This window comes from Desulfocapsa sulfexigens DSM 10523 (assembly GCF_000341395.1).
Taxonomy (GTDB): Bacteria; Desulfobacterota; Desulfobulbia; order Desulfobulbales; family Desulfocapsaceae; genus Desulfocapsa; species Desulfocapsa sulfexigens.
Window position 1 is genome coordinate 1,452,249 of the sequence record NC_020304.1, and the last position, 26,548, is coordinate 1,478,796.

Annotated in this window: 20 protein-coding genes and 1 riboswitch; of the genes, 11 read left to right on the forward strand and 9 right to left on the reverse strand. The window is 48.1% G+C overall.

Features of this window, described 5'->3' with window-relative positions; all coding sequences use genetic code 11:
• Positions 1 to 28: 28 nt before the first annotated feature.
• Complete coding sequence (locus UWK_RS06420) at positions 29 to 1,192, reverse strand: ABC transporter substrate-binding protein (RefSeq protein ID WP_015403543.1); 1,164 nt, start codon at positions 1,190 to 1,192, stop codon at positions 29 to 31.
• Between the two features lie 381 nt (positions 1,193 to 1,573).
• Between UWK_RS06420 and UWK_RS06425 the strand changes: the two genes are divergently transcribed.
• Positions 1,574 to 3,697 carry a hybrid sensor histidine kinase/response regulator gene (locus tag UWK_RS06425; RefSeq protein ID WP_015403545.1) on the forward strand — a complete coding sequence of 708 codons (2,124 nt, stop codon included), beginning with the start codon at positions 1,574 to 1,576 and terminating at the stop codon, positions 3,695 to 3,697.
• A gap of 244 nt (positions 3,698 to 3,941) precedes the next feature.
• Here UWK_RS06425 and cooS read toward each other — a convergent pair whose 3' ends face one another.
• Positions 3,942 to 5,819, reverse strand: coding sequence for an anaerobic carbon-monoxide dehydrogenase catalytic subunit (cooS, locus tag UWK_RS06435; RefSeq protein ID WP_015403546.1), 1,878 nt, complete (start codon positions 5,817 to 5,819; stop codon positions 3,942 to 3,944).
• Between the two features lie 157 nt (positions 5,820 to 5,976).
• Complete coding sequence (locus tag UWK_RS06440) at positions 5,977 to 6,633, reverse strand: Crp/Fnr family transcriptional regulator (RefSeq protein ID WP_015403547.1); 657 nt, start codon at positions 6,631 to 6,633, stop codon at positions 5,977 to 5,979.
• A gap of 217 nt (positions 6,634 to 6,850) precedes the next feature.
• On the opposite strand from UWK_RS06440, the gene fdhD reads away from it, so the two are divergent.
• On the forward strand, positions 6,851 to 7,609 hold the full coding sequence (gene fdhD, locus UWK_RS06445) for a formate dehydrogenase accessory sulfurtransferase FdhD (protein WP_015403548.1): 759 nt from the start codon (positions 6,851 to 6,853) through the stop codon (positions 7,607 to 7,609).
• A gap of 4 nt (positions 7,610 to 7,613) precedes the next feature.
• On the opposite strand, the gene cobI is transcribed toward fdhD, so the two are convergent.
• Positions 7,614 to 8,339: a precorrin-2 C(20)-methyltransferase gene (gene cobI, locus UWK_RS06450; RefSeq protein ID WP_015403549.1), complete on the reverse strand. Its 726-nt coding sequence runs from the start codon at positions 8,337 to 8,339 to the stop codon at positions 7,614 to 7,616.
• A gap of 26 nt (positions 8,340 to 8,365) precedes the next feature.
• A complete protein-coding gene (locus UWK_RS06455; protein WP_015403550.1) occupies positions 8,366 to 9,358 on the reverse strand; it encodes a sirohydrochlorin cobaltochelatase in 993 nt (330 codons plus the stop codon).
• Positions 9,359 to 9,489: 131 nt separating this feature from the next.
• Positions 9,490 to 9,674, reverse strand: a riboswitch (cobalamin riboswitch).
• A 318-nt stretch (positions 9,675 to 9,992) separates the two neighbouring features.
• Between UWK_RS06455 and UWK_RS06460 the strand changes: the two genes are divergently transcribed.
• The 4 genes from UWK_RS06460 to UWK_RS06475 are packed head-to-tail and all read left to right on the forward strand — an operon-like array spanning position 9,993 to position 15,657.
• Entirely contained in the window at positions 9,993 to 11,573 is a 1,581-nt protein-coding gene (locus UWK_RS06460) for a hybrid sensor histidine kinase/response regulator (RefSeq protein WP_015403551.1), read from the forward strand.
• 13 nt (positions 11,574 to 11,586) lie between these two features.
• Positions 11,587 to 13,305 carry a response regulator gene (locus UWK_RS06465; RefSeq protein ID WP_015403552.1) on the forward strand — a complete coding sequence of 573 codons (1,719 nt, stop codon included), beginning with the start codon at positions 11,587 to 11,589 and terminating at the stop codon, positions 13,303 to 13,305.
• A gap of 2 nt (positions 13,306 to 13,307) precedes the next feature.
• Positions 13,308 to 14,525: a response regulator gene (locus UWK_RS06470; protein WP_015403553.1), complete on the forward strand. Its 1,218-nt coding sequence runs from the start codon at positions 13,308 to 13,310 to the stop codon at positions 14,523 to 14,525.
• The gene (locus UWK_RS06475) at positions 14,515 to 15,657 is read left to right on the forward strand and encodes an HD domain-containing phosphohydrolase (RefSeq protein ID WP_015403554.1); all 1,143 of its coding nucleotides are present in this window, start codon (positions 14,515 to 14,517) and stop codon (positions 15,655 to 15,657) included. The genes UWK_RS06470 and UWK_RS06475 overlap by 11 nt, the downstream gene beginning before the upstream one ends.
• 17 nt (positions 15,658 to 15,674) lie before the next feature.
• Here the strand turns inward: UWK_RS06475 and UWK_RS06480 are convergent, their stop codons facing one another.
• From UWK_RS06480 to UWK_RS06495, 4 genes are read right to left on the reverse strand one after another with little or no spacing between them, the layout of a single operon-like run.
• Complete coding sequence (locus UWK_RS06480; protein WP_015403555.1) at positions 15,675 to 16,286, reverse strand: nucleotidyltransferase family protein; 612 nt, start codon at positions 16,284 to 16,286, stop codon at positions 15,675 to 15,677.
• A gap of 1 nt (position 16,287) precedes the next feature.
• On the reverse strand, positions 16,288 to 16,932 hold the full coding sequence (locus UWK_RS06485; RefSeq protein WP_015403556.1) for a helix-turn-helix transcriptional regulator: 645 nt from the start codon (positions 16,930 to 16,932) through the stop codon (positions 16,288 to 16,290).
• 9 nt (positions 16,933 to 16,941) lie between these two features.
• Positions 16,942 to 18,180, reverse strand: a complete 1,239-nt coding sequence (dpaL, locus tag UWK_RS06490; RefSeq protein WP_015403557.1) for a diaminopropionate ammonia-lyase — start codon at positions 18,178 to 18,180, stop codon at positions 16,942 to 16,944.
• A gap of 12 nt (positions 18,181 to 18,192) precedes the next feature.
• Entirely contained in the window at positions 18,193 to 18,570 is a 378-nt protein-coding gene (locus UWK_RS06495) for a RidA family protein (protein WP_015403558.1), read from the reverse strand.
• 393 nt (positions 18,571 to 18,963) lie between these two features.
• Between UWK_RS06495 and UWK_RS06500 the strand changes: the two genes are divergently transcribed.
• The 5 genes from UWK_RS06500 (at position 18,964) to UWK_RS06520 (ending at position 26,547) form a co-directional block, all read left to right on the forward strand.
• Positions 18,964 to 20,172, forward strand: a complete 1,209-nt coding sequence (locus tag UWK_RS06500; protein WP_015403559.1) for a YgeY family selenium metabolism-linked hydrolase — start codon at positions 18,964 to 18,966, stop codon at positions 20,170 to 20,172.
• A gap of 13 nt (positions 20,173 to 20,185) precedes the next feature.
• On the forward strand, positions 20,186 to 21,136 hold the full coding sequence (locus UWK_RS06505; RefSeq protein ID WP_015403560.1) for a carbamate kinase: 951 nt from the start codon (positions 20,186 to 20,188) through the stop codon (positions 21,134 to 21,136).
• 22 nt (positions 21,137 to 21,158) lie between these two features.
• Entirely contained in the window at positions 21,159 to 22,355 is a 1,197-nt protein-coding gene (gene ygeW / locus UWK_RS06510; RefSeq protein WP_015403561.1) for a knotted carbamoyltransferase YgeW, read from the forward strand.
• A 341-nt stretch (positions 22,356 to 22,696) separates the two neighbouring features.
• A complete protein-coding gene (xdh, locus tag UWK_RS06515; RefSeq protein ID WP_015403562.1) occupies positions 22,697 to 25,252 on the forward strand; it encodes a selenium-dependent xanthine dehydrogenase in 2,556 nt (851 codons plus the stop codon).
• A 14-nt stretch (positions 25,253 to 25,266) separates the two neighbouring features.
• On the forward strand, positions 25,267 to 26,547 hold the full coding sequence (locus UWK_RS06520) for an amidohydrolase family protein (protein WP_015403563.1): 1,281 nt from the start codon (positions 25,267 to 25,269) through the stop codon (positions 26,545 to 26,547).
• The last annotated feature ends 1 nt before the right edge of the window (position 26,548 follow it).

Here is a 26,548-nt window from a genome sequence, read left to right on the forward strand (position 1 = left end):
TCTTACCTGCAGGGTTGCTGCTTGCCGCCTATTCATCTGTGTTGAGTTTTTGAATGGTCGGGTAAATCCTGCTGAGCTCAATCGTGCCCATACCCTGGTGGTATTCTTCACCAAAATGAAGGAGAACTCCCCCCAGATTAAAGATGCCAGTTTTTTGTATGGTCTGGATGAATTTTTCCCGTGTGAGTTCACCAGGAACTGCTTCTGCGATGGAGGCAAAAAGTTTTCCCGCAATGTAGCCTTCCAGGCTGATAAAACCTAATGGATGGTTGCGCTGGTATTTGTGCATGGCCTGTTGATATTTGCGAACAAGTGGAACCCGATCGTCCCAGGGAAAGGGAACAACCTGCGAGACAATGACATCTTCACCGTACTGTCCCAGAGCTTCTTTCAGGCTTTCAGTACCAACAAAGGATATGTTGCCGTAAATTCTTTGGCCCGGTTGTTTGGCTTTGCTGAGCTTTATAAATTCGGCACAGGCGGCATAGGTTCCAATGAGAACAACTGCTTCCGGTGATTCCTTGTATATCTCCCTGAGGCCTCCCATGACTGCTACGGTATTTCTTTCGTAACTGGCCACGGATACAAGTTGCAGTTTTCGTTTCTGCAGGGCGAGTTTTATACCTTCAAGCCCAGCAAATCCATAACTGTCATTTTGGTAGAAACAGGAAATACGCTTAAGTCTCAGGGAGTCAATAAGGTAGGCTGCCAGAGATTCCATCTCCTGATAGTAACTGCCCCGAATATTGATAATATAGGGGTTTGGTGGGGTTCTGAGCAGCTCTGCCCCGGTAAGTGGTGCAAAAAAAGGAACCTTATACTGTTCAATGATGGGAATAACTGCCTTGGAAGTGGGGGTGCCGACTTCACCAATGAGAAGAAAAACCTGATCGTCTTGAATAAGCTCCAGGGTGTTTTTGATCGCCCGGTCCGGTTCGTAGCCATCATCTTTACTACGCAGGTGAATCGTCTGTCCTTTTATGCCTCCATTATCATTAATTTCAGCAAAGGCTGCCTGTATTCCGGCTCTCATTTTCAGGCCAAGATTTTTTGCAGGTCCACTTAAGGCACAGGACTGGCCAAGAATCAGTGTTTTTCGTGATTCTTCGGTGGTGGCTCCTGCGTTGCCGCAAAGAATCACGAATAGTGAAAGAAGAATGCTTGTCTGCAAGAAGGAAGAGAAAGGAGTCATTAAGGTATTAGTGAAATTTCTGGGTGTTTATTACTTTCCGCAGTATACAAAAAGGATATTGTCTCAAAGTTTTGTAAACTTAGAGACTGAGCGCAGAATATCCCACAAAAAAACAGAGCGTAAGAAACATTCGCTACTATATGATTTCCTGATAGCCGCATATTGAAATGGAGGGTAAACCCTAAAAAGGACACTCCACAATGAACCAGAGTATATCACAATGCGGTGCTTACTTCAAAGAATGCTTAAAACCACGAATAAGCGGTTGACCATCAAGTTTGTAGTATGATAACATTTTCAATGTCAGTGTGAATTGAATTACTTGAAATTGTTTGTTTTTTTTAAAACATCCTGCCTTAATAGGCATATTTGCTGAACTCCATGAAAACATTGAATAGTTTGCAGGCTGAAAATGAACGATTACACACACAATTGCATAGAATTCAGCAAAAACTTGATAACAGTAAATATGTTTTTGATCAAATAATTGATTTCTCATCTCAACTTGGTGTGGCAACTGAATTAAAAGATGTCTATAGAAGTTCCCTCCATCTGTTTAAAAATTTGTTAGATCTTGATTTTACGACTTTGTTTCTAGTCAACCCCGATCAGCAGAGCTGTACAATTTGTGACACAATTGGCTTTTCAAAATCACTGATAGGGTCTTTTACGGTGCAGAAGGGATTGGGTCTTCCTGGCAGGGTTCTTCAGAGTCAGCAGTTGGAAACGGTGGAGGATTTTCAGACAGAAGTGCGATTTTCTGTTCCCGATGTTATCCGGGAAAACAACATCACTTCTGCCATTGCTGCCCCAATGATACATAATGCAAAGGTTTTTGGTGTTCTCATAGGGCACACCAAAAAGAAGAGACTTTTTGCAGAGGAGCAAAAATCTCTTGCCAGGATTTTTGCCAATCAGTCCGCCACAACCATCAAAAATGCAACCCATATCCAGTCATTATTTCTTTCTGAGAAACAGTTGCAGCAGAAAACCGATGAGTTTGAGACCATATTTGAGAATTCAATGGCAGGGATTATGTTGTTACGAGGAGGGAGAATACTGGCTCGTTGCAATCAAAGGCTTGCCGATTTTATGGGATACGATACCCCTGTGGAGATGGTAGGGTTGGGGATGCGTAAGTTCCACCTTTCCGAACAACGCTTCAAGGAGTTTGGACAACGATACTATGAACGGCTTGTCTCAGGAGAACAGATTCAGGTTGAATATCAGTTACGAAAAAAAGACGGCCAGCCTTTGTGGTGCCTGATGTCTGGAAAAGCTATTGATCACAGTTCGCCGCCTGATCTTTTGAAGGGGGTTGTCTGGGTTGTAGATGATATCAGTGAGCGGAAACATATGGAAGAGCAGCTGCTGAATGGACAGAAAATGGAGTCCATTGCGGTGCTTGCAGGGGGACTGGCCCATGATTTTAATAATATTATTACCGCAATCCTCGGCAATCTCAGCCTCAGTATGGCAACGATGGATGTGGAAGATCCTGGATATTCCTATCTGGCTCCTGCCAGAGATGCTTCATTGCGGGCAAAGGATCTGACCAGGAAACTTTTGACATTCTCCAGGGGTGGGGCACCGATCCGAACCTTAGCATCACTGGTTGAGATAATAGAAGATTCTGTTGATTTTGCGTTAAGCGGCAGTGCGGTTAAGGTTCAGTATGAGTTTGAAGATGGGCTCTGGGCAGCAAGAATTGATCCTGTCCAGATTAGTCAGGTCATGCAGAATCTGATTATGAACAGTAAACAGGCGATGCCTGAAGGTGGAAATATTACTATTCACTGTTCAAATTTTTCGCAAGAGATCAATACCCGGGAGTTGAAGAAGGGGAATTACTTAAAGATAACCATTAGTGACACCGGACATGGCATTCCGTCTGATGTGATCGATAAAATATTTGATCCTTATTTTACCACTCAGAATTTTGATAGTGTTAAGGGGAGCGGTCTTGGACTTGCCCTGGTTCATTCAATTATTAAGCGTCACGATGGCGTAATATCCGTTGTGTCCAGTGTTGGCAATGGCACTACATTTACCCTCTATCTCACTGCAGCCGGGGAATCAGAATCAATTAAAGATGAACCAGAGGAGTTGGTTCTCAAGGATGGGAAGGGCAGGATACTTATTATGGATGATGACGAGACGGTACGGGACGTGGTCAGACAGATGCTTGTTTTTCGGGGGTATGATGTGGAGGAAACCGTTGACGGGGAGGGGAGCATTGCCTTGTATCAGGCCAATATGAATGCTGGAACACCTTTTGACATGGTTATTATGGATCTTACTATTCCGGGTGGCATGGGGGGGAGAGAAGCGGCCCGCGAAGTCTTAAAAATAGATGGCGATGCGAAGATTGTTGTTTCCAGTGGATATTTAGATGATCCTGTTATGGCCAACTTTGAAGAGTATGGCTTTATAGCATCAGTTAAAAAACCATTCGAGTTTGCAGAGCTGGGGGAAATGATCCGTTCCGTAATGATGGATTCGTAGAAAAAGTCAGTCTACGAATCCATCAGGTAAAAAGGATTAGCAAAATTCTTCCTGATTACCATCGAAACTCAGCTTTGCAACCCGGAGTTGTTTCGTGTCGATTATTTGGGACGCCATAAACCCATCCCTGGGGGCTCTGCTGCGGCCATCCAGGCCGCAGATGCCCATATAATCAACACAAAAAAACTCCTCCTCAGACGGGTAGGCTGAGGAGGAGTGGTAATCAGGACATTCTTTGAAGGTCTTACTCTTCAAGTCCTAATCCCTTGCGTTTTGCTTTGATCCGCTCATTAATAAGTTCAGCAGCTTTGAAGGGGTCAGGTTCTATGCCAAAGCAAGCTCCTACCAGGTCGTCAAGTCCACTGAGTGCCAGATTAGTGACAATGGGAGAACCCGTAATATTTGGCGGATGGCCAAGGTGGGTATAGATACCGGAAGCGACGGCGTAGGTGCCAATAGTCGCTGCTTTTTCAGAGTACCATTCTGGTGACGAGGCAGCCAGTGGCAGATCGGAAATGGCGACTCCTATTTCATTGGCAAGCAATGCGGCCAATTGTAGAATTCTCGCATTATCGACACAACTTCCCATATGAATAACCGGAGGAATTCCAAGGCTGCCACAAATCTCTCTGAGTCCTGGGCCGGCCTGCTCAATGCTTTCTGGAACAAGAAGTCCGGCTTTGCCAGCAGCTGTTGTCACACAACCGGTGACAATAACCAGAATATCTTTTTTGATGAGTTCCCGGGTCAGGTTCACGTTGCAGTAATCATGTTTATACTTTGGATTGTTACACCCTACAATTCCCACAACACCTCGTATCTTACCAGCCTTGATAGCATCGATAAGCGGGGTCAGTGAACCTCCAAGTGCATCAAGGAGAGCTTCGTTTGAAAATCCGGTCATGATATCCACAGGTTCTCCGGGAATTTCAACCCGATCCTGATTGCGCATGCCATAGCGTTCAATCGCCATTCGGACAACCTTCCGTGCCTGTTCCATGCCATTGTGCATTTCAAATTTCACATGTTCAGCCCCGGTGAATTTTGCCTTGTCAGCGGTGGTGATCATTTTGGTATGGTAGCAGTTTCCTACCTGGACAAGACTGGGCATAATACACTGATAGTCCACCACAATGATCTCAACTGCTCCGGTGATTATTGCCAGTTCGGTCATTAGATGATTTCCAGCCATGGGAATTCCCTGGCGCATCATCAGTTCGTTGCCGGTACAGCAGAGGCCGGCAAGATTTATTCCCTTGGCTCCCTTGGTCTTCGCGAGGTCAATGAGTTCCTGTTCGTTGACAGCTTCAAGGATTTTTTCAGAAACAATTGGATTGTGACCATGAACCAGAATATTAACCTGATCCTTTTTGAGAACGCCCAAATTCACCTGAGCCTTGCGTGGTGAGGGTGTTCCAAACAGAATGTCAGAGACTTCCGTGGCAATCATCGATCCTGCCCAGCCATCTCCAAGACACATTCGTGCCGCCTGAAGCATGGTATTACTCGCATCATTGTCGCAGCCCATATGGGTTCGATGCATCATCTCGGTAATTTCACGATCTACGCCACGTGGCATGATCCCAAGATTTTTCCAGTTTTCCTGTTGTTTCTCAGGTACCCGGTTGATAAAGCATACTTCTTCATGTTTACTGCCAAAACTGTCGAAGAACTTATCTGCCAGATCTTTGGCCACATCAAGCAGCTCCCGGTTCTCGGTTGCAATGCCTAGTTCTTCAGCAATACGGAGCATTTTTTTGCTGTCTTGAATGTGATAATCTTTCGTTTTGCCATGGGCAACGGCATGAAAGGCTTCGATGCAGTCACGGCCATGATCGGAATGTCCTGCTGCACCGCCAGCGAGGAAACGTCCAAAATTTCTGGCGACAATGACATCGGCATCGGCACCGCATACACCGAGGGGTGCTTTTTTGCTGATCCGGCACGGTCCCATGGTGCAGATACGACAACAGACACCTGACTCTCCGAATTTACAATGAGGAGTCTGTTGTTCCAGTCTGTCCCAGGCGGTCTCTATACCATCACGTTCAGCTTTACGGAGCATTTGATGAGCATCTTCCCAGATACTCATCTCTTCAACAGTTTTCGTTGTCTTGGCCATGTGTCCTCTCCTCTATGAGTAAAATGTCATCCAGTTGCAGGACAAATTTGTCCTGTCGTTTGCTCAGTATAACCGATGAAGTGAGGATTACTGTCAGCTGTCTGACAAAATAGTATTTTTTTTGGAGGGGATGGGTGAGAGGTTGTATAGAGAAAAACTAGATTTGGGCGTAGTTTCTAAACAGATCAATATTAGGAATACGATATTTGTTTCGATGCTGTTTTTCAAGGACGCCGTCCTTGAGCATCGCACTGACGATGGTTGAAACAGTTTGCCGTGACGCTCCGACGATGGCAGCCAGTTGTGTTGTCGTCAGGTCAAGTTTGACGATGGTTCCCTTCTTGTCTTTGATACCATTCTGTCTCGTCTCGTAGATAAAGAAATCGGCCAGTCGCTGTTTGATATCCTTAAAGACCAAGCTGTCAATAATGGAAAATGTTTGGTTCAGGAGGTCGCCGAGAATACGAATAATTGTTCTGGAGAGGGCAGGGTGTGTTGCCATATAGGCGTGCAGTTTTGCGGTGGGCATAACCATAAGGGTGACTTTTTCCAGGGCTTCAACATGGGCGCGGGTATGGGTGGGGTAAATATCGCCGGGTTCCAGGATGGCCAATGAGAACTCCTTGTCTTCTACCGCAAGGTAGAGTCGTAACCGTCCTTTTTTGACTATAAAAACAAGATCTTGTTTGTGTCCAGGGGAGTAGATGAGTTTGTTTTTCGTGTGGTTGACGCTTGTGAATTCAGCGAGAAAGGCGCTGTTTTCCGGTTTTCTGAGTTCGGTAAGCAGGTTTATGGAAGAGAGTTTTGTTTTCATTTTCAGTTGGATAGGGCATGCTCTGCATGGCGAATCTTTTAATACGCTGTTCTGGAAAAAAGCTATTTGAAATATGTATCGTACTCTGGAGGTGAAATCCATGGAAAAGTTTGTGTTGTACTGTTATTGTCGTATGCTTTCACAGAACGATTACACCCCGCAATGGGAAAGATAAATTTAACCGTGGTACTTGAATTTGGAAGAGATCGATAACTCAGTGTCACTGATCCAGAAGACAGTGGTGGTCAGCGCATCTGGACATGAAGAGCGAGAGGAAAGACTGGCTATTGAGGTACCTTATAAAGTTGCCCTGAATGATGAGGAAATAGGGTCATCGATGGTGCTTGCCACCGGTCTGGAGGAATTCGGAGCCGGGTTTCTTTTCGGCCAGGGCTATGTGACAAAGGTTGGCCAGGTACGTGAAGTACTTGTCTGTCCGGAGGGCCGCATCTCTGTGCATGCCGATGTGGAAGAGGGAAGTGCACCCAAGGAGGTGATTATTACCTCCGGCTGCGGCGGTACCGGGAAAATATCGAGAGAAATGCTGGAAGGGGCCTTTGATCCCCTCAATGAATGTACAATCAGCCTTGATGAGGTAAATCAGTTTATTCGTGAAATGCTGCAGCAATCACCTCTTGGCCCGGCAACACATTGTATACATGGTTGTGGATTGTGGGCAGACGGCAGGTTGCAGGGATTTTATGAGGATGTAGGACGCCATAATGCGGTGGATAAGGTGATTGGGGCAATTCTGATGGGGAAGATCCCGGCTAGCGGTGCCGTGTATACCACGGGACGTCTTACCTCGGATATGGTTCTGAAGTGTGCACGTATCGGCATCCCCATTGTTATGTCCCGTACCTCCCCATCATCACTGGGGCTCGCTATTGCTCGCCGCGCCGGGGTGACTCTCATCGGTTACGCCAGACCGGGGCGTTTGAATGTGTTTAATGCTCCTGAACGGATTATCTGCTGAAGAATCAGCTCTTTCGTACGATCAGAGTTGAAAAATAATGTAGCTCCTGATTCAGGACGGCTTTCAGGTCATGGTGTACCCGCTGGTCTGCCATGCTGGTTCGTTCCACAAGCACAGCTTTGTCAAGCAGATCCAGTTCTTCCAGAAGTGGTACCAGTCGATCCATGGTTTTATAGACCTTCATAAAAACCACAGCGTCGAACTGGAGAAGGATGTCTCTGATCCGGTCACTTTCGAAAATGGCGGGAATCACTGCTACCCTGTCATCACCAAGACAGAGGGGAGTGGTTGCGACAGCAGCGGTGGCCCCGATGGCGGAGATGCCGGGGATGATCTGTATAGCGGCGTCCGGATTCAGCTTCAGGAGTGTTTCATAGACATAGAACCCGGTGCAATAAATTGCCGGATCGCCAAGTGTCGGCAGCGCCACATCGTTTCCGGCTTCAAGCTGTTCATTGATCAGGGCTGCCGCCTTCTCCCAGGCATCTTTCACTTCACCGTCGGGTGTCTTTCCCATGTGGATTTTCTTCATGGGAAAATGATGGCTCAGAATAATCTTTTCTTTCGTACTGACGTTGCTGCTTGCAATGGCAAGGGCGGTGCTGTTGCCATTCTTTTGCGCGGCAGGGGTGAGCCAGACCGGACAGTCCCTGAGTATCCGTACGGCCTTCAGGGTGATGAGCTCTGGATCACCGGGGCCAACCCCCACCACGTAAAATGTTCCTTTCATAATTGTTTGCTTGCTGCGTGTTTTATTTATTGAAGAAGCAGGCCATTGTCATCGGCCACGTCTTTTATATGAGAGACAAAGAGAGCAGCGAATGCATCGTTGCTGCCAAGTCCTTCCATAACGGGTTTGACCTCATAGCCCTCTTTGCTGAGAATAGACATCCAGGAGTCGGTTTCCGGACCAGCCATATCGTTTTTTGCATGGTCCCCGGCAACTATCATAAAGGGTTTGAGGATAATCTTTTTTGTTTTTGCATACTGAAGATGATCTAAAAAGTCGTTAAGGCTTGGTGTGCCTTCTACAACTCCGATGAAGGTATGTACCTCCGGGTAGACTTCGCGCATTTTTTTCTGGGTTTCGGCGTAGATACCTGTGGACCAGTGGTCATTTCCATGGCCCATGTAAAGCAATATGGCATCTTCCTTTTTTGCAAGCTCGGCGTCTCCTGCGAGCGTGGCCACTGCGGTTGCCACGTCAGTGTGGTAACTGTAACGATCTCCCGGCATTCCCAGAGCAGGGCGTCCCATGACCAGTGTGTCAAAGGGGCGCCATTTTTCCTTGGTCGTCTTAATTGATGCCAGAGCGTCAATATAGGATTGTAAATCCTGAGACTGCTCCATGTAAAACATATGGGTGGGTTGGACAATAATATTTCGATACCCTTCTTCGCGAAGGTCACCGATGGTGGAAATAATGTTTTTTACAAAGAGGATTTCTTTTGGAATTCCCTCATCAAGCCATCGCTGCGCCTCAACTTGTCTTTCTTTCCAGACCGAACGAATGATATTTGAGGTAAAGGTAACCCGCACTTCGGTGTTTGGGTATGCAGCTTTTGTTTTATCAATGATATTGATGATGGCTGTAATGGCACTGGGCACCGTGGTGCCAAAACTTGCAATGACAATGGCGGTATCATTGCTGTTCCTGGTTTTGTTTCCAGAAGCCGTAACATTTGCAGCTGCCAACATCACTGTCAGCATGATTCCGAAGATCAGAATTCGTTGAACGTTGTTAAACATAAGGTATTCTCCTTTTTCATGAAGATCCGGGAAAAAAAAACCCCGGACCAAAATATTGATCCGAGGATGCCCTGATTTTCCACGAATTACTGTCATCTCCTTATCCACGGGAGATAAACTCTGCTGTGTTTTTGCACAAATACTTTCAGACAGGTCTTCTGACTTCCGGATCAGCCTACTATATTACGTCTTCCCGGCCCATAAGGTCAGTGACATGAGTGTAATGTTCGTCCCCGGTTACAGCGGCGGGCCCGTCCCGGATTTGCACCGGGTTCCCTTTAAGCTCTGAACGAGCACCTGAAAGTACTGTTGTAATCATAATCCCAATTGAAAATCTCGTCAACGTCTAGGAGAGGAAGACTTCAGCCATTTAAAAACTTGAACTCAGTTTTAGTCATGGGTACGTGACTGCTGCTTCGTTGAGACGCTAGTGGTTTAAAAACAACTGTCTTTGTAAGTCTATTCCCTCTATCCTACTAATCTTGTTTGACTCTTGACTATTCATTTTGATAGGATGAATACAAGTAACATGGACTTGGTCCCCGTTCAGGTTTTTTTGTTTTTTCGGCAGGGAAGAGTTTTTTGGAAGTCCATCATAGGTTTTGGACGTAATTGTATGTAGTGTGAGGTTTTTATGGATTCAAGCCATTCAACCACTGTTCTCACCATTGAGGATGATCTGCTCATCCTTAAGACCATTGTTTCGTATCTGAAAAGCCTTGGTTATAACGTCCTTCAGGCTGCTGATGGGCTAGAAGGGTTGGAAATTTTTCGTAGAGGACATCCGGACATTGTTCTCACGGATATTGGTCTGCCAAAGATTAATGGCATGGAGGTGCTTTCTACGATACGGGAAGAATCTCCAGATATACCCGTTATTATTGTTTCGGGAATGGGGACCCTGGGCGATGCTATCAAGGCTTTAAGGCTTGGTGCTCGTGACTATGTCACCAAACCCATTACTGATATGGTGCTTATCAAATATGCCATAGAGCGTGCCCTTGAACATAGTAGCCTGGTTCAAGAGAACAGGAAATATCAATTTTTTCTGGAAGAAGAGGTCCGAAAAAAAACGGCAGAGTTGTATCAGGCTCAAAAGCTTGAGGCTATAGGCACTCTTGCCGGTGGCATTGCCCATGATTTTAACAATATTCTTGCTGCTATCATGGGGTATACAGAACTTGCCCTGTTCAAAACTGAAAAGGAAAGTGAGCTGGCTGACAATCTGCGTCATGTACTGAAGGCCAGTAACCGTGCCAAAGATCTGGTACTGCAAATTCTGACATTCAGTCGTAGGACAGAGATAGATCGTCATCCGATTCAGGCGTCTCTTATTGTTAAAGAGGCCCTTAAAATGCTGGAGGCTACGCTTCCGGCAACCGTCCAGTTACGCCAGCATATCAGGGCAAAAGAGACGATGATTCTTTGTGATCCCACTGAAATTCACCAGGTGATCACCAATCTCTGCACCAATGCCTTCCATGCCCTGATTAATGAACAGGGGGATATCACTGTTGCACTTGATGAAGAGACATTTCCAGAAAATGATCTGGAGGGTTCTCAGACTACTGCAGCTGGTAAATATTTACGCCTTACCGTCAGTGATACGGGGCGAGGCATGAATCTCGAAACACAAAATAATATTTTTGATCCATTTTTTACCACTAAAGAAAAAGGGCAGGGAACCGGCCTTGGACTTGCCGTGGTTCATGGAATTGTGACGGACTGTAATGGTTGTATCAAAGTGAAAAGTGAACTGGACAAGGGTACAACAGTTACAGTTCTGTTTCCGGTAATAGAGGCTGAGGGTAATACAGAGGCTGAGGTGGTCATTCCTCTTCCCACCGGTGTTGAACGTATCCTCTTTGTGGATGATGAGGCTGATTTGCGAAAACTTGCACAACAGATGCTGAGCTTTCTCGGGTATTCCGTTGTTTGTTGTGCATCTGGAATGGAAGCTCTGGAAACATTGGGGGAGGATGGCTCCGGTTTTGACATGCTCATAACCGATCAATCCATGCCCCTGATGCCGGGTACAGAGCTTGCCCGGACAGTGTTGAATCTCTGTCCGGGCTTACCAGTAATTCTCTGTACTGGATACAGCTCCATGGTTGATGAAGAAAAGGCGCTGGCCCAGGGGATTAGAGGTTTTTTGTTAAAGCCCCTTGCCATTGGAACACTGGCAAGAGAAATCCGAACTATTCTTGATCGCTGATGACGGGGAAAAAATGACGGAAAAATCTCAACAAAAAGCCATTATTATAGCTGAAGATGATCAGCTGATTCGAACGACAACGGCTCACTATCTGAGGAGCAGGGGCTATAAGGTCATTGAGGCCGAAGATGGCAAGGTTGCTTTGCAACTCTTCAGAGAGAATGCTCCGGATATAGTGCTCACAGATTTACGAATGCCGGAACTCGATGGAATGGAGCTTGTCAAGACGATTGCGCTGGAAGATGCTGGGATACCAGTGATTATTGTTTCCGGCATGGGCACCATGAACGATGTTATTGAGGCCCTCCGTGTCGGAGCCTGGGATTTTCTTACCAAACCCATAGCGGACCTGGGGATCCTTAATCATAGTATAAAAAGAGCTTTGAATCATGCTGAACTTTTACGAAAAGAAAAGAAACATCAGGCGTCTCTTGAAGCTGAGGTAGAACTGCGAACCATAGAGCTTCTTCAGCATAACAAAATGCTGGAAAAGGAAATGCAGAAGCGTCAGGTGCAGGAAGCCAAAGTTCTCCGGGCCAAACAGGAATGGGAGCGTACCGTCGATAGCATGTCGGATATGGTTGCCATTATTGATAGGGAACACAATATTGTCCGCATGAACAGGACCATGGTTGATGTCATCGGTGAATCGTATGAGGAGCTGCTGGGCGGGAAATGTTACCAGTGGATGCATGGTATGGATGCTCCTCCCGATTATTGTCCACATGTGAGACTTCTTCAGGATCAAAAGAGTCATCATGTGGAAATGTACCAGGAACAGATTGGAGGGCACTGTGAAGAGCTGGTGAGACCCTATTATGATTCCGATGGAGTCTTGCTCGGTTCAGTCCATATTGTGAGAAATATTAATGACCAGAAAAAGGCGGAGCAGGAAAAAGAAAAAGTTCAATCGCAGTTGTTGCATGCTCAGAAACTGGAGTCAGTGGGACAGCTGGCGGCAGGTATTGCCCATGAGATAAATACTCCCACGCAGTTCATCGGGACTAATATTGATTTTCTTGAAGAGGCAAGTCAGGATATCAGCAGCTTTATGGGACAGATACAGGAGATAATAAAAACTGCACCACAGGAGGTCGTCGATGCGGTAAACACCGCATTTGAAGAGATGGACTGGGATTATCTTGCCGAAGAAATACCCCTGGCAATCAGCCAGTCCCGTGAGGGGGTGAAACGGGTTACTTCCATTGTCCGCGCCATGAAGGAGTTCTCCCATCCTGGAAGCAGGGATAAAGAATCGCTGAGCCTCAATCAGATTATCAATACCACTGTTACCGTGGCCCGTAATGAGTGGAAATATGTGGCCGAAATGAGTCTGAGACTTGATGAGAATTTACCACGGGTTCCATTGCTTGCCGATGAAATGGGACAGGTGATTCTCAATATGCTGGTGAATGCAGCCCATGCCATCGCAGAAAAACTAGGTGATAATCCGGAGGGGGAAAAGGGAATTATTACCATTGCCACCGCTGGAACCGAAGAAGGGGTTACAGTGAGTATTTCTGATACCGGAGCAGGTATGCCTGAGAAGGTTCAGCTTCGTATCTTTGACCCCTTTTACACCACGAAGAAAGTGGGTAAGGGCACCGGGCAGGGACTGGCCATCAGCCATGATGTGATTGTCGAAAAACATCAGGGAACCATAAGCGTTGAATCAGAAGCAGGCAGAGGGACAACCTTTATTATAACCCTGCCGTTACACCCAGGAAAATGACAATGAGTAAAAAAAGTATCTTGTTCGTAGACGATGAACCCAATATCCTTTCGGGCTTAAAGCGGATGCTGCGGTCGATGCGGAATGATTTTGATTTGTGTTTTGCGGAAAATGGTACTGAAGCACTTGAGATTATGGAGAACGCTGAATTTGATGTGGTGGTCTCAGATATGCGCATGCCGGGTATGAATGGTGCTCAGTTCCTTTCAAAGATCCAGGAAATTCATCCCTATTCCATTCGTATTATGCTTACCGGACAGGCCGATGAAGAGTCGGTTATGCAGGCGGTTGGTGTTGTCCATCAATTTCTTGCCAAACCATGTGAGCCCGAACATCTGAAGGCCGTCTTGTTGCGAGCAAGCAGTTTGCACGAGCTCATCTCCCATGCCTCAGTAAGAAAGGTCGTCTCGCGGCTTGGCACTTTACCGAGTGTTCCCGAGGTCTATGAAAAACTGCGCAGAGCCATGGCAGACCCAGAGATTTCTGTTGCAGACGTTGCGGCAATAATAGAAGAGGATATGGCCATGAGTGCCAAAGTCCTGCAGCTGGTGAACTCCGCATTTTTCGGTCTCTTTCAGAAGGTGGAAAGTCCTGCCCGAGCGGTGAATCTTCTGGGATTGGAGACAGTAAAAAATCTTGTTCTGGGCGTTGGAGCATTTTCTGAGATACATGCTACTTCTAAGATTTTTTCAATAAAAAAACTCTGGACACACAGTATGGTCGTGGGAACTCTGGCGAAGAAGATTGCTCTCAGTGAGTCCGATGATAAGGAGCTTATTGATAATAGTTTTATAGCTGGCCTGCTTCATGATATTGGTAAGCTGGTATTGCTTGCCCAGTTGCTTGAAAAATATGAAAAGGCTATTTTCCTTGCCGGTGAGAAAAACATTCAACTGCGCATGGCTGAAAAGGAGATATTTGATACGGTACACGGAGATATCGGGGCATATCTGATGGGATTGTGGGGAATGCCGGGGCCGGTGGTGGAGGCCATCGGATTCCATCACCGTATAGATGATTATCCGGGGAGTGGCTTCAGCCCGGCCATTGCTGTCCATGTGGCTAATGTATTATACTACGAGAATAGACCGGATGAAGTTGTTGGCGTACCCCATACAATGAATACAGTTCATTTGCAATCTCTTGGATTTGGTGACAAAATCAATCAGTGGCGTGAATTGGGTACTGAATTCTTCGAACAGGATAGCAATGATGACTGAAAAAATTTTACTGGTAGATGACGAACTCAACATATTGCAGTCCATGCAGCGGCAGTTGCGAAAACGTTTTGAGATCATGATTGCGGAGAGTGGAGATGAGGCCCTGGCGACTTTGCAAAATAAGGGGCCTTTTGCCGTGATTGTTTCGGATATGCGGATGCCTGGTATGGATGGGATACAGCTACTCACTAGAGTGAAGGACAGCTACCCTGACACCGTGCGCATAATGCTCACGGGAAATGCTGATCAGGAAACTGCATCAGAGGCAGTGAATGCAGGTCAGATCTTTCGATTCCTGACCAAACCCTGTTCCACGGCGGTATTGGCGACTTCTCTTGCCCTGGCAGTGAGGCAGTATAATCTGCTCACCGCCGAAAAAGAACTCCTCAACAAAACCGTGAAGGGGAGTATCACGGTAATGGCCGAATTGTTGAGTCTGGCTAATGCCACCGCTTTCAGCAGTGGTTACAGAATCAAACCCATGGTGACCGAGATTGCAAAAGAGCTTCAGTTACCAAGTCCCTGGCAGTATGAAGTGGCGGCACTGATGTCACAGATAGGCTGTATCACATTGCCCAGTGATGTTTTACATAAATTGCAAGCTGGTTTTCCTCTTACAGCTGAAGAACGGCATATGTATGAGAATCATCCCAAGGTTGGCAGTAAGCTTATCCGCAAGATTCCTCGTCTGGAAAAAGTAGCGGAAATGATAGCAAATCAGCTGCATTCTTTTGAGCACAATGAGGAGGAATCTCTGGATGAGGAGATAGTCATTGGCGCTGAAATTCTCAGAGCGACCATAGACTATGACCTTCTGCGTCAGCAGGATATTGCACACCATCAGGCTATTGGAAAGATGCGCAAACAAGAGGAAAAGTATAACCCTGAAGTATTGGCCATACTTGGAAAACATGAACCAGAAGATGTCCACACGGCAATCAGAAATCTCTGTTTTAAAGACGTTATCCCCGGCATGATTGCAGTGGAAGATGTGTTTGCCAAGAATGGTGCCATGCTTATTTCAAAGGGACAGACGATTACCTGGCCTGTTATTCAGAGTCTTACTAATTTTGAAAAACAGATTGGCATTGTTGAGCCTATCCGGGTGCGTACTGCTGCTCTTGAAGAGTAAACTGAGAGCAGACTGCGTTATTTAAGGGTGAGCAGTCGTGTGTAATCTTTTGGACTGTCGATATCAAAAACAACTCCATGGTCTTGTACTTCTACGAGCTTCAGGTTTGCAGCGGGGTCTCTAAGGTGTTTCCGTGGTCCAGTATCACCGGTAAGAGCAAAAATTCTATCAAACCAGGCCACTGGAGTGATTACAGGGTTGCCACGCTGTCCCTGCCAGGATGGGGCTATCCAGCGTTCGGGTTCCCTGTGAAATACGGCGATCAGTCTTTCAATGGTGTTGGTACGCAGTAACGGTTGATCACCAAGGAGGAACATGGCACCGTTGCAGGGGGCGTCGAGTGCTCTGAGGCCGGTTTGCAGGGAGGAGCCGTAGCCACTCTGTGGATCAGGGGTTTCGACGACCAGTGCAGATCGCGTGTCAACGGCTCTACGAATCGCAGTGCTCTCTGGCCCGAGTACCAGAATAAGGGGAGACAGGGGGGAAAAATGGGCCGCATCAATAGCATGCTGGAGTATGGGTTTGCCGCCAAAGGGCAGCAGCAGTTTATTTCTCCCCATGCGTTGACTGTTTCCGGCGGCAAGGAGTATCCCCGGAAGAGGAGGTGCTGGTGTCATTGCAGCAGCCATTTCACTCGATTTTTTTTAGATAGTTGTAAACAGTGCATTTGGTCACATCCATAAGCCTGGCAACTTCTTCAACGGCACCCTTGAACTGGAAGACACCGTTTTCCTTCATCTTTTGGATGAAGAGGGTCTTTTCGTCGATGGACATTGCTCCCGGCTGAGTGCCGATATCGTCAACTGCCTGACCGAAAAGGGTGCGTACGGTGTCAACGGCTGAGTTGGCAAAGGTTTCCTTGCTTGGGTATATTCCTGTATCGAGATCATGGATAAAGGGCAGCAGGGATTGGATGGCATTGAAGTAGGAAGTGGTGTCCAGGTTGATACAAAGGGCGGCGACTGCCTTGCCTTTACTGTTCTTAATAAGGGTTGCAGAGGATTTTAGACATCTGCCATCTGCTGTAACTGATTTGTAGTTATGTTTATGGTCACCTTCCTCTGAGCTCTGTTGCAGAAGCTTGACCAAAAGATTGGTAGCTGGGGCACCAGGACTTCTTCCAGTAACATCTCCTTTTATATAGACCAGAGATTTCTGAAGATCAGCCATGTTGTGTATGGTCACTTCACAGTTGGGTCCAAAAAGGGTCTGGATTGCATCTGCAGTTGCTCTGAGATTTTTGAAAATTTGTTCGTTTTCTGTCATTTTGCCCATGGTCTGGCCTTACCTTTTTCTACGATTTTCTTCACTGTCACTGTACTTTCCATACCACACCGCATCCCGAAACGCACGGGGGGAGGTGTTGCCCTCGGTGCTGACCAGAAGGACAACGGAGTTGTGGTCAAGTTCAAGTTGCTGGCGCAGTTGAGCAGCATTGCCCCCTTCAGACTCCATCAAAAGATGTACAAGGCCGGTGGTGACGGCTCCAGATTCCCCCGAGATAATAACCTCATCTCCCTTAAGGGGGGTTGCCAGAATCCGCATTCCTGTTGCGGCCAGGGAATCCGGACAGGAAACAAAGGCTGTGGCGTAATCACGCAGCAATTCCCAGCTGATGGTGTTGGGTTCACCGCAGGCAAGACCTGCCATCAGGGTGCCAAGGTCACCGCTAACCGCATGGGCTTTGCCGTCTCCAACTCTTGCCGAGTGATAAATGCAGTTTGCCTTTTCTGGCTCAACGATGGTGACTTTTGGCATCTTTTCACCAAGACTTGAGGCGAGGAAACCAAGTACTCCTCCTGCAAAGGAACCAACTCCTGCCTGGAGAAAGACATGGGTAGGGGCTGCGACATTCTGTTCTCTCAGCTGCTCCATGGCCTCGACGGCCAAAGTCGCATAGCCCTGCATAATCCATGTCGGGATCTCTTCGTAACCCTTCCAGGCGGTATCCTGGACAATCACCCAGCCATTTTCCTCTGCCTTCTGTTTGGAGAACCGGACGGCATCATCATAGGTGAGATCGGTAATGGAAGCCTCTGCGCCAAGTTCCACAATATTCCTGAGCCGAATTGGATCAGATCCTCTGGGCATGTAGATAACAGCCTTTTGATGGAGTTGCCTGGCAGTCCAGGCCACGGCACGGCCATGGTTACCGTCAGTTGCCGTGGTAAAGGTTATGTCTCCAAGTTGCTTGCGGACCGTGTCGGAACACAGCTCGCGGCAGGAGATATCCGAGATGTCTCTGCCGAGTTTCCTGACCAGATAACGGCTGATTGCATAGGATGCTCCGAGTACCTTAAAGGCATTGAGACCAAAACGGGAGGATTCGTCTTTAACAAAAAGTTTACCGAGCCTCAGGTAGTCAGCAAGTTGTGGTAGCTGAACCAGACCGCTTGGCTGGTATTCCTCAAAACCCTGGTGATAGGCACGAGCTCTTTCAGCTTCAAAAGAATTGAGGAGGTCGAGGGATACTCCCTGCCCGGGACGTTTACGGTTTTTATTGAAAACGTAGTCTATGGGCATTACTTCTCCTTTCTATGCGGCAGCGATTGCATCGATCTCAACCTTTGCCCCGAGCGGCAGGGCGGCGACCTGTACGGTGGCGCGGGCCGGATAGTCTCCTGTGAAAAAGCTGGCATACACTTCATTAACTGTGGCAAAGTCACCAAGATCGGTGACGAAGATACCACAACGAATAATCTTCTCCATTGAGGAACCAGCTTCTTTGAGGATTGCTTTAATGTTTTCCATGCTCTGTCTGGTTTGGGCCTTGACATCGTCGTCCATCTTCTTGGTTTCCGGATGTAATGGTATTTGGCCCGACACATAGATGGTGTCGCCATACTGTACTGCCTGGGAGTAAGGGCCAATTGCAGCTGGGGCATTTTCGGTTGCGATGATTTTTTTGGACATACTCAGGTCTCCTTGTGGTGGGTAGGTTACCGGTGTCACTTTGCTGTGTGAATGTGACCGGACAGGATTATATGAAAAACACTCTATTTTATAATTTTTTAAAATTCCCCTGACAAGCAAAAAATGGTTGGAGTGAAGTTTTCTGGTCGGAGTTCTGGTTTGTTTGAGTTTGTTAACTAAATGTAATCTCGAAATTGTAACGGTTTTATGCTTCTGTGTAGGGGAGCGTTGGTCGGGGGGATGTTTTAAAAGAAAGTTGACACAAAACTATACATTTTGTAAAAATATTGGATGGTGAATAGTTTTGAAAATTATTTGCACGGCTCCTTCGTATCACCCTGATTAGTGTTTGATGTGGAGGAGAACTCACACAAATAGAGAGTAAAAAAACACATGACAACACTTGATTTTGATAAAATAAATGAGCTTGCAAAGCGCTATGAACCGGAGATGACACGATTCCTCCGGGATATGGTTGCCATTCCCAGTGAGAGCTGTAATGAAGAGAAGGTTGTTCTTCGTATCAAAGAGGAGATGGAAAAGGTTGGTTTTGATAAGGTTGAAATCGATCCCATGGGAAATGTTCTTGGCTTTATTGGTTCCGGGCCACGTCTTATCGCTTTCGATGCCCATGTTGATACCGTTGGGGTTGGTGTTGCCGGAAACTGGAAATTTGATCCCTATGAAGGCTATGAAGATGATGAGTGCATAGGTGGCAGGGGGACTTCGGACCAGGAGGGGGGCATGGCCTCCATGGTCTATGGTGGGAAAATCATCAAAGATCTGGGCCTTGGGGATGATTATACCGTGGTTATGGTGGGTACAGTCCAGGAAGAGGACTGTGATGGTCTCTGCTGGCAGTATCTTATTAAAGAACGTGGTTTGAAACCGGAGTTTGTGGTCTCCACCGAACCCACCGATGGCGGTATTTATCGTGGCCAGCGTGGTCGTATGGAGATTCGGGTCGATGTGGAGGGGATCTCCTCTCATGGTTCCGCTCCCGAACGAGGCGACAATGCAATTTTTAAGATGGCAAAGATACTGGGTGAGTTGGAACTACTGCACACCAGGCTGGCAGATGATACCTTTCTTGGGAAAGGATCACTCACCGTTTCCCAGATATTCTACACCTCTCCCTCACGTTGTGCCGTGGCCGATGGTTGTGCTGTCTCCATTGACAGGCGCCTGACCGCTGGAGAAGATGCAGAACTTGCCATGTCTCAGATTGCAGATCTTCCTGCCGCCAAGGCCGCAGGGGCCAGGGTTACCATGTACAAGTACGACACTCCTGCCTACACGGGGCTTGTTTACCCCACAGATTGCTATTTTCCTTCGTGGGTAGTGGCGGAAGAGCATCCGGCTGTTCAGGCAACGGCCGCTGCCTATAGGTCACTCTTTAAGACCGCTCCGCGTATCGATAAATGGACTTTTTCCACCAACGGTGTAGCTATCACCGGTATGCATGATATCCCAACCGTCGGTTTCGGGCCGGGAAAAGAAGCGGAGGCCCATGCCCCGAATGAAAAGACCTGGAAGGCTGACCTGGTGCGCTGTGCAGCTCTGTATGCTGCACTTCCCGGTGTCTATGTAGCCCAAACATAGGCTTGGCTGGATCGTGAGGAAAAAACTGGCAGTCATTGCCATTGGCGGCAATTCCCTGATCAAACACCGGAGTAAACAGACGGTTGAAGATCAGTATCATGCCATCTGTGAGACCATGACCCATCTGGTGGATCTTGTTGAAATGGGCTACCAGTTGCTGATTACTCATGGCAATGGTCCTCAGGTTGGTTTTATCATGCTTCGTTCGGAGATTGCGCGGGAGCAGGTTGGTCTCCATATTGTCCCCTTAAGTTCCTGCGTGGCCGATACTCAGGGGGCCATCGGGCTCCAGATTCAACAGGCCTTGACCGATGAACTTTGGAAGCGTGGCTTGGCAGCAAAGGCCGTGACCCTTGTTACCCAGGTTGAGGTGAGTCCGCTGGATCCGGGATTTGTGCTGCCGGATAAACCCATCGGTGAATTTTATTCCGAAGAGCAACTTACGAAGCTTCGGGAACAGCATCCCGAATGGATACTGAAGCAGGATGCAAACCGTGGTTATCGCAGGGTGGTTGCATCTCCAATACCCTTGAAAATAGTGGAAGAAGAGGCCGTTATTGCCTTGCTTGAAAATGACTTTCATGTGATCGCCGCAGGAGGTGGCGGAGTTCCAGTGGTTCGCAGCGATATTGGTCTTACCAGTGTTGACGCCGTTATCGATAAGGATAAGACCGCTGCTCTTCTGGCCGGCAACCTCCATGCCCCGCTGCTGGTTATATCCACCGCAGTTGAGCAGGTGATGCTGAATTTTGGTACTGCAGCAGAACAGAGTCTGGGGGAAGTTCAGATGGTGGAGATGGAGAAATATCTTCACGCCGGCCATTTCGCTCCCGGATCCATGGCCCCGAAGATAGAGGCCGCCATAGCGTTTATTAAAAATGGCGGCGAAAGAGTGATTATTACCAGTCCGGAAAATATCGGCGAAGCCATTCGCCATGGTAAGGGAACGCAAATCGTTCCCTGATTCTTATCAGGAGATACAACAAATGGACAGAATTGGGATTGAAGAATTAATCAGGGAACTTGCCACCCTGGACTATCAGAAAATGTATAATAATGATTTTCTCCTGACCTGGGAAAAATCCATCGATGAGATCAGTGCCACCTTCACCGTGGCGGAAATTCTTCGCGGTATGCGGGAACAGAATATCTCAAGCCGTATCTTTGATTCAGGGCTGGGTGTTTCACTGTTTCGTGACAACTCAACCCGTACCCGTTTCAGTTTTACCAGTGCCTGCAACCTGCTCGGCCTGGAAGTGCAGGATCTTGATGAGGGAAAATCACAGATTGCCCATGGTGAAACCGTCCGTGAAACGGCCAATATGGTCTCCTTTATGGCGGATGTTATTGGGATCCGGGATGATATGTATATTGGCAAGGGAAACGCCTATATGCGGAATGTGGCCCGTTCAGTGCAGTCCGGTCACGACGAGGGGGTACTTGAACAGCGCCCCACTCTGGTGAATCTCCAGTGTGATATCGATCATCCCACCCAGTCCATGTCTGATATGCTTCATATCATCAAGCATTTTGGCGGTATTGAAAATCTGGCCGGGAAGAGGATTGCCATGACCTGGGCTTACTCGCCATCCTATGGAAAACCTCTCTCCGTACCCCAGGGGGTGATCGGCCTGATGACCCGTTTTGGAATGGATGTGGCGCTCGCTCACCCAGAAGGTTACGAAGTGATGCCCGAGGTTGAAGAAGTGGCTGCAAGACAGGCTGCTGAATCCGGCGGACGGTTCACCAAATCGAACTCCATGGCCGAGGCCTTTCAGGATGCCGACATTGTCTATCCCAAGAGCTGGGCACCCTTTGCCGCCATGGAAAAACGTACCGATCTCTATGGTGAAAATGATATGGATGGTATCAAGGCCCTGGAACGGGAACTGCTGAGTCAAAATAAAAAGCATATGAACTGGACCTGCACCGAAGAGCTTATGGCCACCACCCATAATGGTTCTGCCCTCTATATGCACTGTCTGCCGGCCGATATCAGCGGGGTCTCCTGTGAACACGGTGAGGTTGAGGCGTCGGTTTTTGATCGGTACCGCGTGGCCCAGTATAAAGAGGCCAGTTACAAGCCCTACATCATTGCAGCTATGATATTTTTATCCAAGCAGAAAAATTCTGCCGACATACTGCAGAGCTTGATGGATCGTGCAACTCCTCGGATGTTTTAGGCTGAAGGCACAGAAAGGCTGAAGGCTGCAGCAATGGTTCTTTCCTTCAGCCTGAGCCCCTTCAGTCTCTACACCTGTTTCACAGAGCTAGCCCGAATTTCTCATCAGTTCAGACGGCGTCAGGTTCAAAGTTTTTTGTAGAAAACTATAGTAACCTATGTTTACTACAAAAATACTGCAGAAGATGACGTCGTCTGGACTGACCTCTGGTGAACATCGTGTAAATTTAGCAACAGTACTTATGCTTGCTTAACTGTTTGTATTGCAATGTCTTTATCTAAAGAAGCACGATGTTCATGAGAAATCCGGGCTAGGGTACAAAAAGTACAGAGAGGGAAGTTATGATTGAACTGACACTCAATGGTGAAGCGGTACAATACACAGGTGATGAAGATGTGTCGCTTCTCTCCTGGTTGCGTAGCGATCTGAATCTGACTGCTGCCAAGGATGGCTGTTCGGGGCAGGCCGCCTGTGGGGCCTGTCTGGTGGAAGTGGATGAAAAGGCAGTTCTTGCCTGCGCCACTCCCATGAAGAACGTTGCCGGGAAAAATGTTGTCACCCTCGAAGGACTTCCAGAATCTCTGCTGCAGACTCTTGGCAGGGCCTTTGTGGCCAAGGGTGCAGTACAGTGTGGCTTTTGTACTCCCGGATTTCTAACCAGAACCAAAATACTGCTGCAGAAAAACAGTAATCCCAGCAGGGCAGAGGTTGAAAAGGAACTGCGTTTTAATCTCTGTCGCTGTACCGGCTATGTGAAAATTGTTGATGCGGTTCTTGCCGCAGCAACTGCCATGGCGGAGCAAAAGGATACTCCTTTTGAAGAGAGGCCGGGCATCGGTGTATCGAGTCCTAAATTCAAGGCGGTTGAGCGGGCAATCGGCCGCAAGCCCTTTGTCGATGATTTGCGTTTTGAGGGGATGCTCCACGGTGCTCTGAAATTTTCGGAACATCCGCGGGCGAGAATCCTTTCCATCGATATCAGCGAGGCGGAGAAACAGGAGGGGGTGAGGAGGGTTCTGCTGGCTGCCGATATCCCAGGACAACGGAACTCCGGACTTATCGTAGAAGACTGGCCCCTTATGCTGGAGGTCGGCGAGGTTACACGGTATATTGGTGATGTGCTGGCTTCCGTCGTTGCCGATACCGAGGTTCAGGCACGGGCCGCAGTGCAAAAGATCAGGGTTGAGTATGAAGTTCTGGAAGCGCTGACCGATATGCATCAGGCTCTTACAAGCCCGATTAAAGTGCATGAAAGCGGTAACCTTCTTGGTGAAAAGATTATCAGGCGGGGGGACAGCGCAGGGCTGCTGCAGCGTTCGGCCCATGTCGCCAGAGGAACCTTTACAACTCAGACCGTTGATCACGGTTTCCTGGAAGTGGAATGCTGTGTCGTTATTCCTCAGGACGATGGGATCAAGGTTTTTTCCCAGAGTCAGGGGCCCTATCGGGAACGTGATGAGATTGCTCATCAGCTGGCTCTCCCGGAAAGTCAGGTTGAGGTGGAAGTTGTCGACTGCGGCGGTGCTTTTGGCGGTAAGGAGGATATGACCGTACAGGGCCACGCCGCCCTTGCCTGCCATCTGCTGCGCAGGCCGGTGAAGTATAAGCTCACCAGACCCGAATCCATCCGGATGCATCCCAAGCGACATCCAACCAGTATGGAGTATGAAATTGGCTGTGATGATAAGGGGATGCTCACTGGACTCTATGCCAGAATACTTGGTGATACTGGAGCCTACGCTTCCGTTGGTGGTCCGGTGATGGACAGGGCAGGTACCCATGCCAGTGGCGGATACCATTTTGAAGCCGTTGATATTGAGGCGCGGTCGGTCTATACCAATAATATTCCCTGTGGTGCCATGCGGGGATTCGGAGTCAACCAGGCCACCTTTGCCCTGGAAAGCCTAATCGATGAACTTTGCCTGAAAGGCGGATTTGACCGTTGGCAATTCCGTTATGATAACGCCCTCGATATCGGTCGTATGCTGGCTCCCGGCCAGGTGCTTACCGCAAGTGTGGGGCTCAGGGAAACATTGCTCAGTGTGAAAGATGCCTATGACAGGGCCGAATACAAAGGACTTGCCTGCGCTGTGAAGAATTGCGGAGTGGGAAATGGTATCCCTGAGCTGAGCAGGGTTTTTATTGAAATCCATGAAGGGGGCAAAATTATTCTCCACCATGGCTGGACGGAGATGGGACAGGGGGTGCACACGATTGCCCGTCAGGCCCTGTGTGAAGCAACCGGAATCACCGATATTGATTTGGTAACACCCTATGTCTCCACAGCTTCCGGGGCCATCGGCGGCCCCACCACCGCCAGTCGCGGCACTCTGCTCCTTGGTCGTGCCATTATCGATGCGGCGAAGGGATTGAAAGAAGATTTAAAAACTCAATCCCTGAAGCAACTGGCTGGAAAAACCTATAGCGGAGAGTTTCTCTGCGATTACACCCAGGCCGATGGAAAACCCGGTGAAATTATCTCACATATTTCCTACGGTTACGCCACCAATCTTGCCATTCTGGACGGGGATGGCAATCTTGAAAAGATTATTGCTTCCCACGACGCCGGACGAATCCTGAATCCTAAACTGTTTCAGGGACAGATTGAAGGAGGGGTGGCCATGGGGGTTGGGTATGCCCTCAGTGAGACCGTGCCACTTCAAGATGGCAGGCTGACCTCGGAAAAATACCGGGCACTGGGTATCCCCAAAATCAATAATCTGCCTGAAATTGAGGTGATTGGAGTGGAATCCAATGATCCGGAAGGGCCATTTGGAGCAAAGGGGGTTGGGGAAATCGGCTGCATTGCCACCGCACCCGCCATTGCCAACGCGTTTTGCGATTATGATGGAAAGCGCAGATACTCTCTGCCTCTTGAACCCATCAAAAAGAAATAGACGGGAGTAATTCTATGACTCTGTATCTCAAGAATACTCGATATATCGATGCCGGAACACTTACTGTTACTTCTACTCATCTTGCGGTGGCCTCTGGTGCAAGTGGTGGGGTGAGTCTTGTCGATACCATCCCTCCAACCGGAGAACGTGAGGATGGCGACCGGGTGCTTGACTGCAAAGGCCGCTTTGTTACCCGTTCCTTTGGCTGTGGCCACCATCATATCTATTCTACACTGTGCCGCGGTATGCCAGCACCACCAAGGATTCCGACAAACTTTTCAGAGGTTCTGCAGTATGTGTGGTGGCGGGTGGATAAACGACTCGACAGGGATATGGTCGAGGCCAGTGCTCTGGGTGCTGCTTTGCAGATGGCCCGTCGTGGAGTGACCTTCTGCATCGATCATCACGCCTCTCCCATGCATGTGAGCGGCAGTCTGGAGACCGTTGCCAGGGCCTTTGAACGATGCGGCATAGGGCACCTTATGTGCCACGAATCCTCCGATAGAAATGGTGTCGAGTCTGCTGAAAAAAGCTTGGCCGAACATGAATCCTATCTTGCCTCCGGTCGTCCGGGCCTTGTCGGTCTCCACGCCTCCTTTACCGTGGGCGACGCTCTCTTTGAAAAATCCGTAAACCTTGCCCGTAGGTATGATACCGGCCTTCATATCCATGTCGCCGAAGATGTTGCCGATGAAATACACTGTGAACAGACCTATGGCAAACGGGTTGGAGAACGGCTTCGTGATCTGGGAGGGCTTGAAAGTTCCAAAACCATCCTTGGCCACTGCGTCCACTGCAATGATGAAGAACGAAAAATAATTGCGGATTCCCCGGTCTGGGTTGTCTCCAATGTGGAATCGAACCAGAATAACAACGTGGGTCTCACCGATTACGATTGGCTGAGCAATGTCATGTTGGGGACAGACGGCATGCATAATGATATGCTCCGTTCCGCCAAGGCCCATCATCTGGCCTGTTCCACCACCGGCGGTATTGGCTACGACGAAGTGTATCGCAGATTTCGTAATGTTCACAACTATCTTGGTCAGTTTGAAGGGATTGGTGATGGTCAGAATAATCTTGTTGTTCTGGACTATGATACCCCAACCGATGTCAGCGACGATAATTTTTATGGTCATTTTCTCTTTGGCCTGGAAGCACTTCATGTCAATACGGTTATTGCCCAGGGGCGGGTGATTGTCGAAGATCGAAAGTCAACACTGGTGGATGAGGAGGAAATACTTTCCTATGCGCGTGAGCAGGGGCAACGGCTCTGGAAACAGTTGAGTGAGTAGA

What these genes read in the sequence shown, in the direction of transcription:
- UWK_RS06475 (WP_015403554.1), top strand. Translation starts at nt 14,515, where the DNA reads ATGATGACTGAAAAAATTTTACTGGTAGATGACGAACTCAACATATTG.
- cooS (WP_015403546.1), bottom strand. Translation starts at nt 5,819, where the DNA reads ATGGCCAAGACAACGAAAACTGTTGAAGAGATGAGTATCTGGGAAGAT.
- UWK_RS06455 (WP_015403550.1), bottom strand. Translation starts at nt 9,358, where the DNA reads ATGTTTAACAACGTTCAACGAATTCTGATCTTCGGAATCATGCTGACA.
- UWK_RS06520 (WP_015403563.1), top strand. Translation starts at nt 25,267, where the DNA reads ATGACTCTGTATCTCAAGAATACTCGATATATCGATGCCGGAACACTT.
- ygeW (WP_015403561.1), top strand. Translation starts at nt 21,159, where the DNA reads ATGGACAGAATTGGGATTGAAGAATTAATCAGGGAACTTGCCACCCTG.
- UWK_RS06500 (WP_015403559.1), top strand. Translation starts at nt 18,964, where the DNA reads ATGACAACACTTGATTTTGATAAAATAAATGAGCTTGCAAAGCGCTAT.
- UWK_RS06460 (WP_015403551.1), top strand. Translation starts at nt 9,993, where the DNA reads ATGGATTCAAGCCATTCAACCACTGTTCTCACCATTGAGGATGATCTG.
- cobI (WP_015403549.1), bottom strand. Translation starts at nt 8,339, where the DNA reads ATGAAAGGAACATTTTACGTGGTGGGGGTTGGCCCCGGTGATCCAGAG.
- xdh (WP_015403562.1), top strand. Translation starts at nt 22,697, where the DNA reads ATGATTGAACTGACACTCAATGGTGAAGCGGTACAATACACAGGTGAT.
- UWK_RS06495 (WP_015403558.1), bottom strand. Translation starts at nt 18,570, where the DNA reads ATGTCCAAAAAAATCATCGCAACCGAAAATGCCCCAGCTGCAATTGGC.
- dpaL (WP_015403557.1), bottom strand. Translation starts at nt 18,180, where the DNA reads ATGCCCATAGACTACGTTTTCAATAAAAACCGTAAACGTCCCGGGCAG.
- UWK_RS06485 (WP_015403556.1), bottom strand. Translation starts at nt 16,932, where the DNA reads ATGGGCAAAATGACAGAAAACGAACAAATTTTCAAAAATCTCAGAGCA.
- UWK_RS06425 (WP_015403545.1), top strand. Translation starts at nt 1,574, where the DNA reads ATGAAAACATTGAATAGTTTGCAGGCTGAAAATGAACGATTACACACA.
- UWK_RS06470 (WP_015403553.1), top strand. Translation starts at nt 13,308, where the DNA reads ATGAGTAAAAAAAGTATCTTGTTCGTAGACGATGAACCCAATATCCTT.
- UWK_RS06465 (WP_015403552.1), top strand. Translation starts at nt 11,587, where the DNA reads ATGACGGAAAAATCTCAACAAAAAGCCATTATTATAGCTGAAGATGAT.
- UWK_RS06420 (WP_015403543.1), bottom strand. Translation starts at nt 1,192, where the DNA reads ATGACTCCTTTCTCTTCCTTCTTGCAGACAAGCATTCTTCTTTCACTA.
- UWK_RS06440 (WP_015403547.1), bottom strand. Translation starts at nt 6,633, where the DNA reads ATGAAAACAAAACTCTCTTCCATAAACCTGCTTACCGAACTCAGAAAA.
- UWK_RS06480 (WP_015403555.1), bottom strand. Translation starts at nt 16,286, where the DNA reads ATGGCTGCTGCAATGACACCAGCACCTCCTCTTCCGGGGATACTCCTT.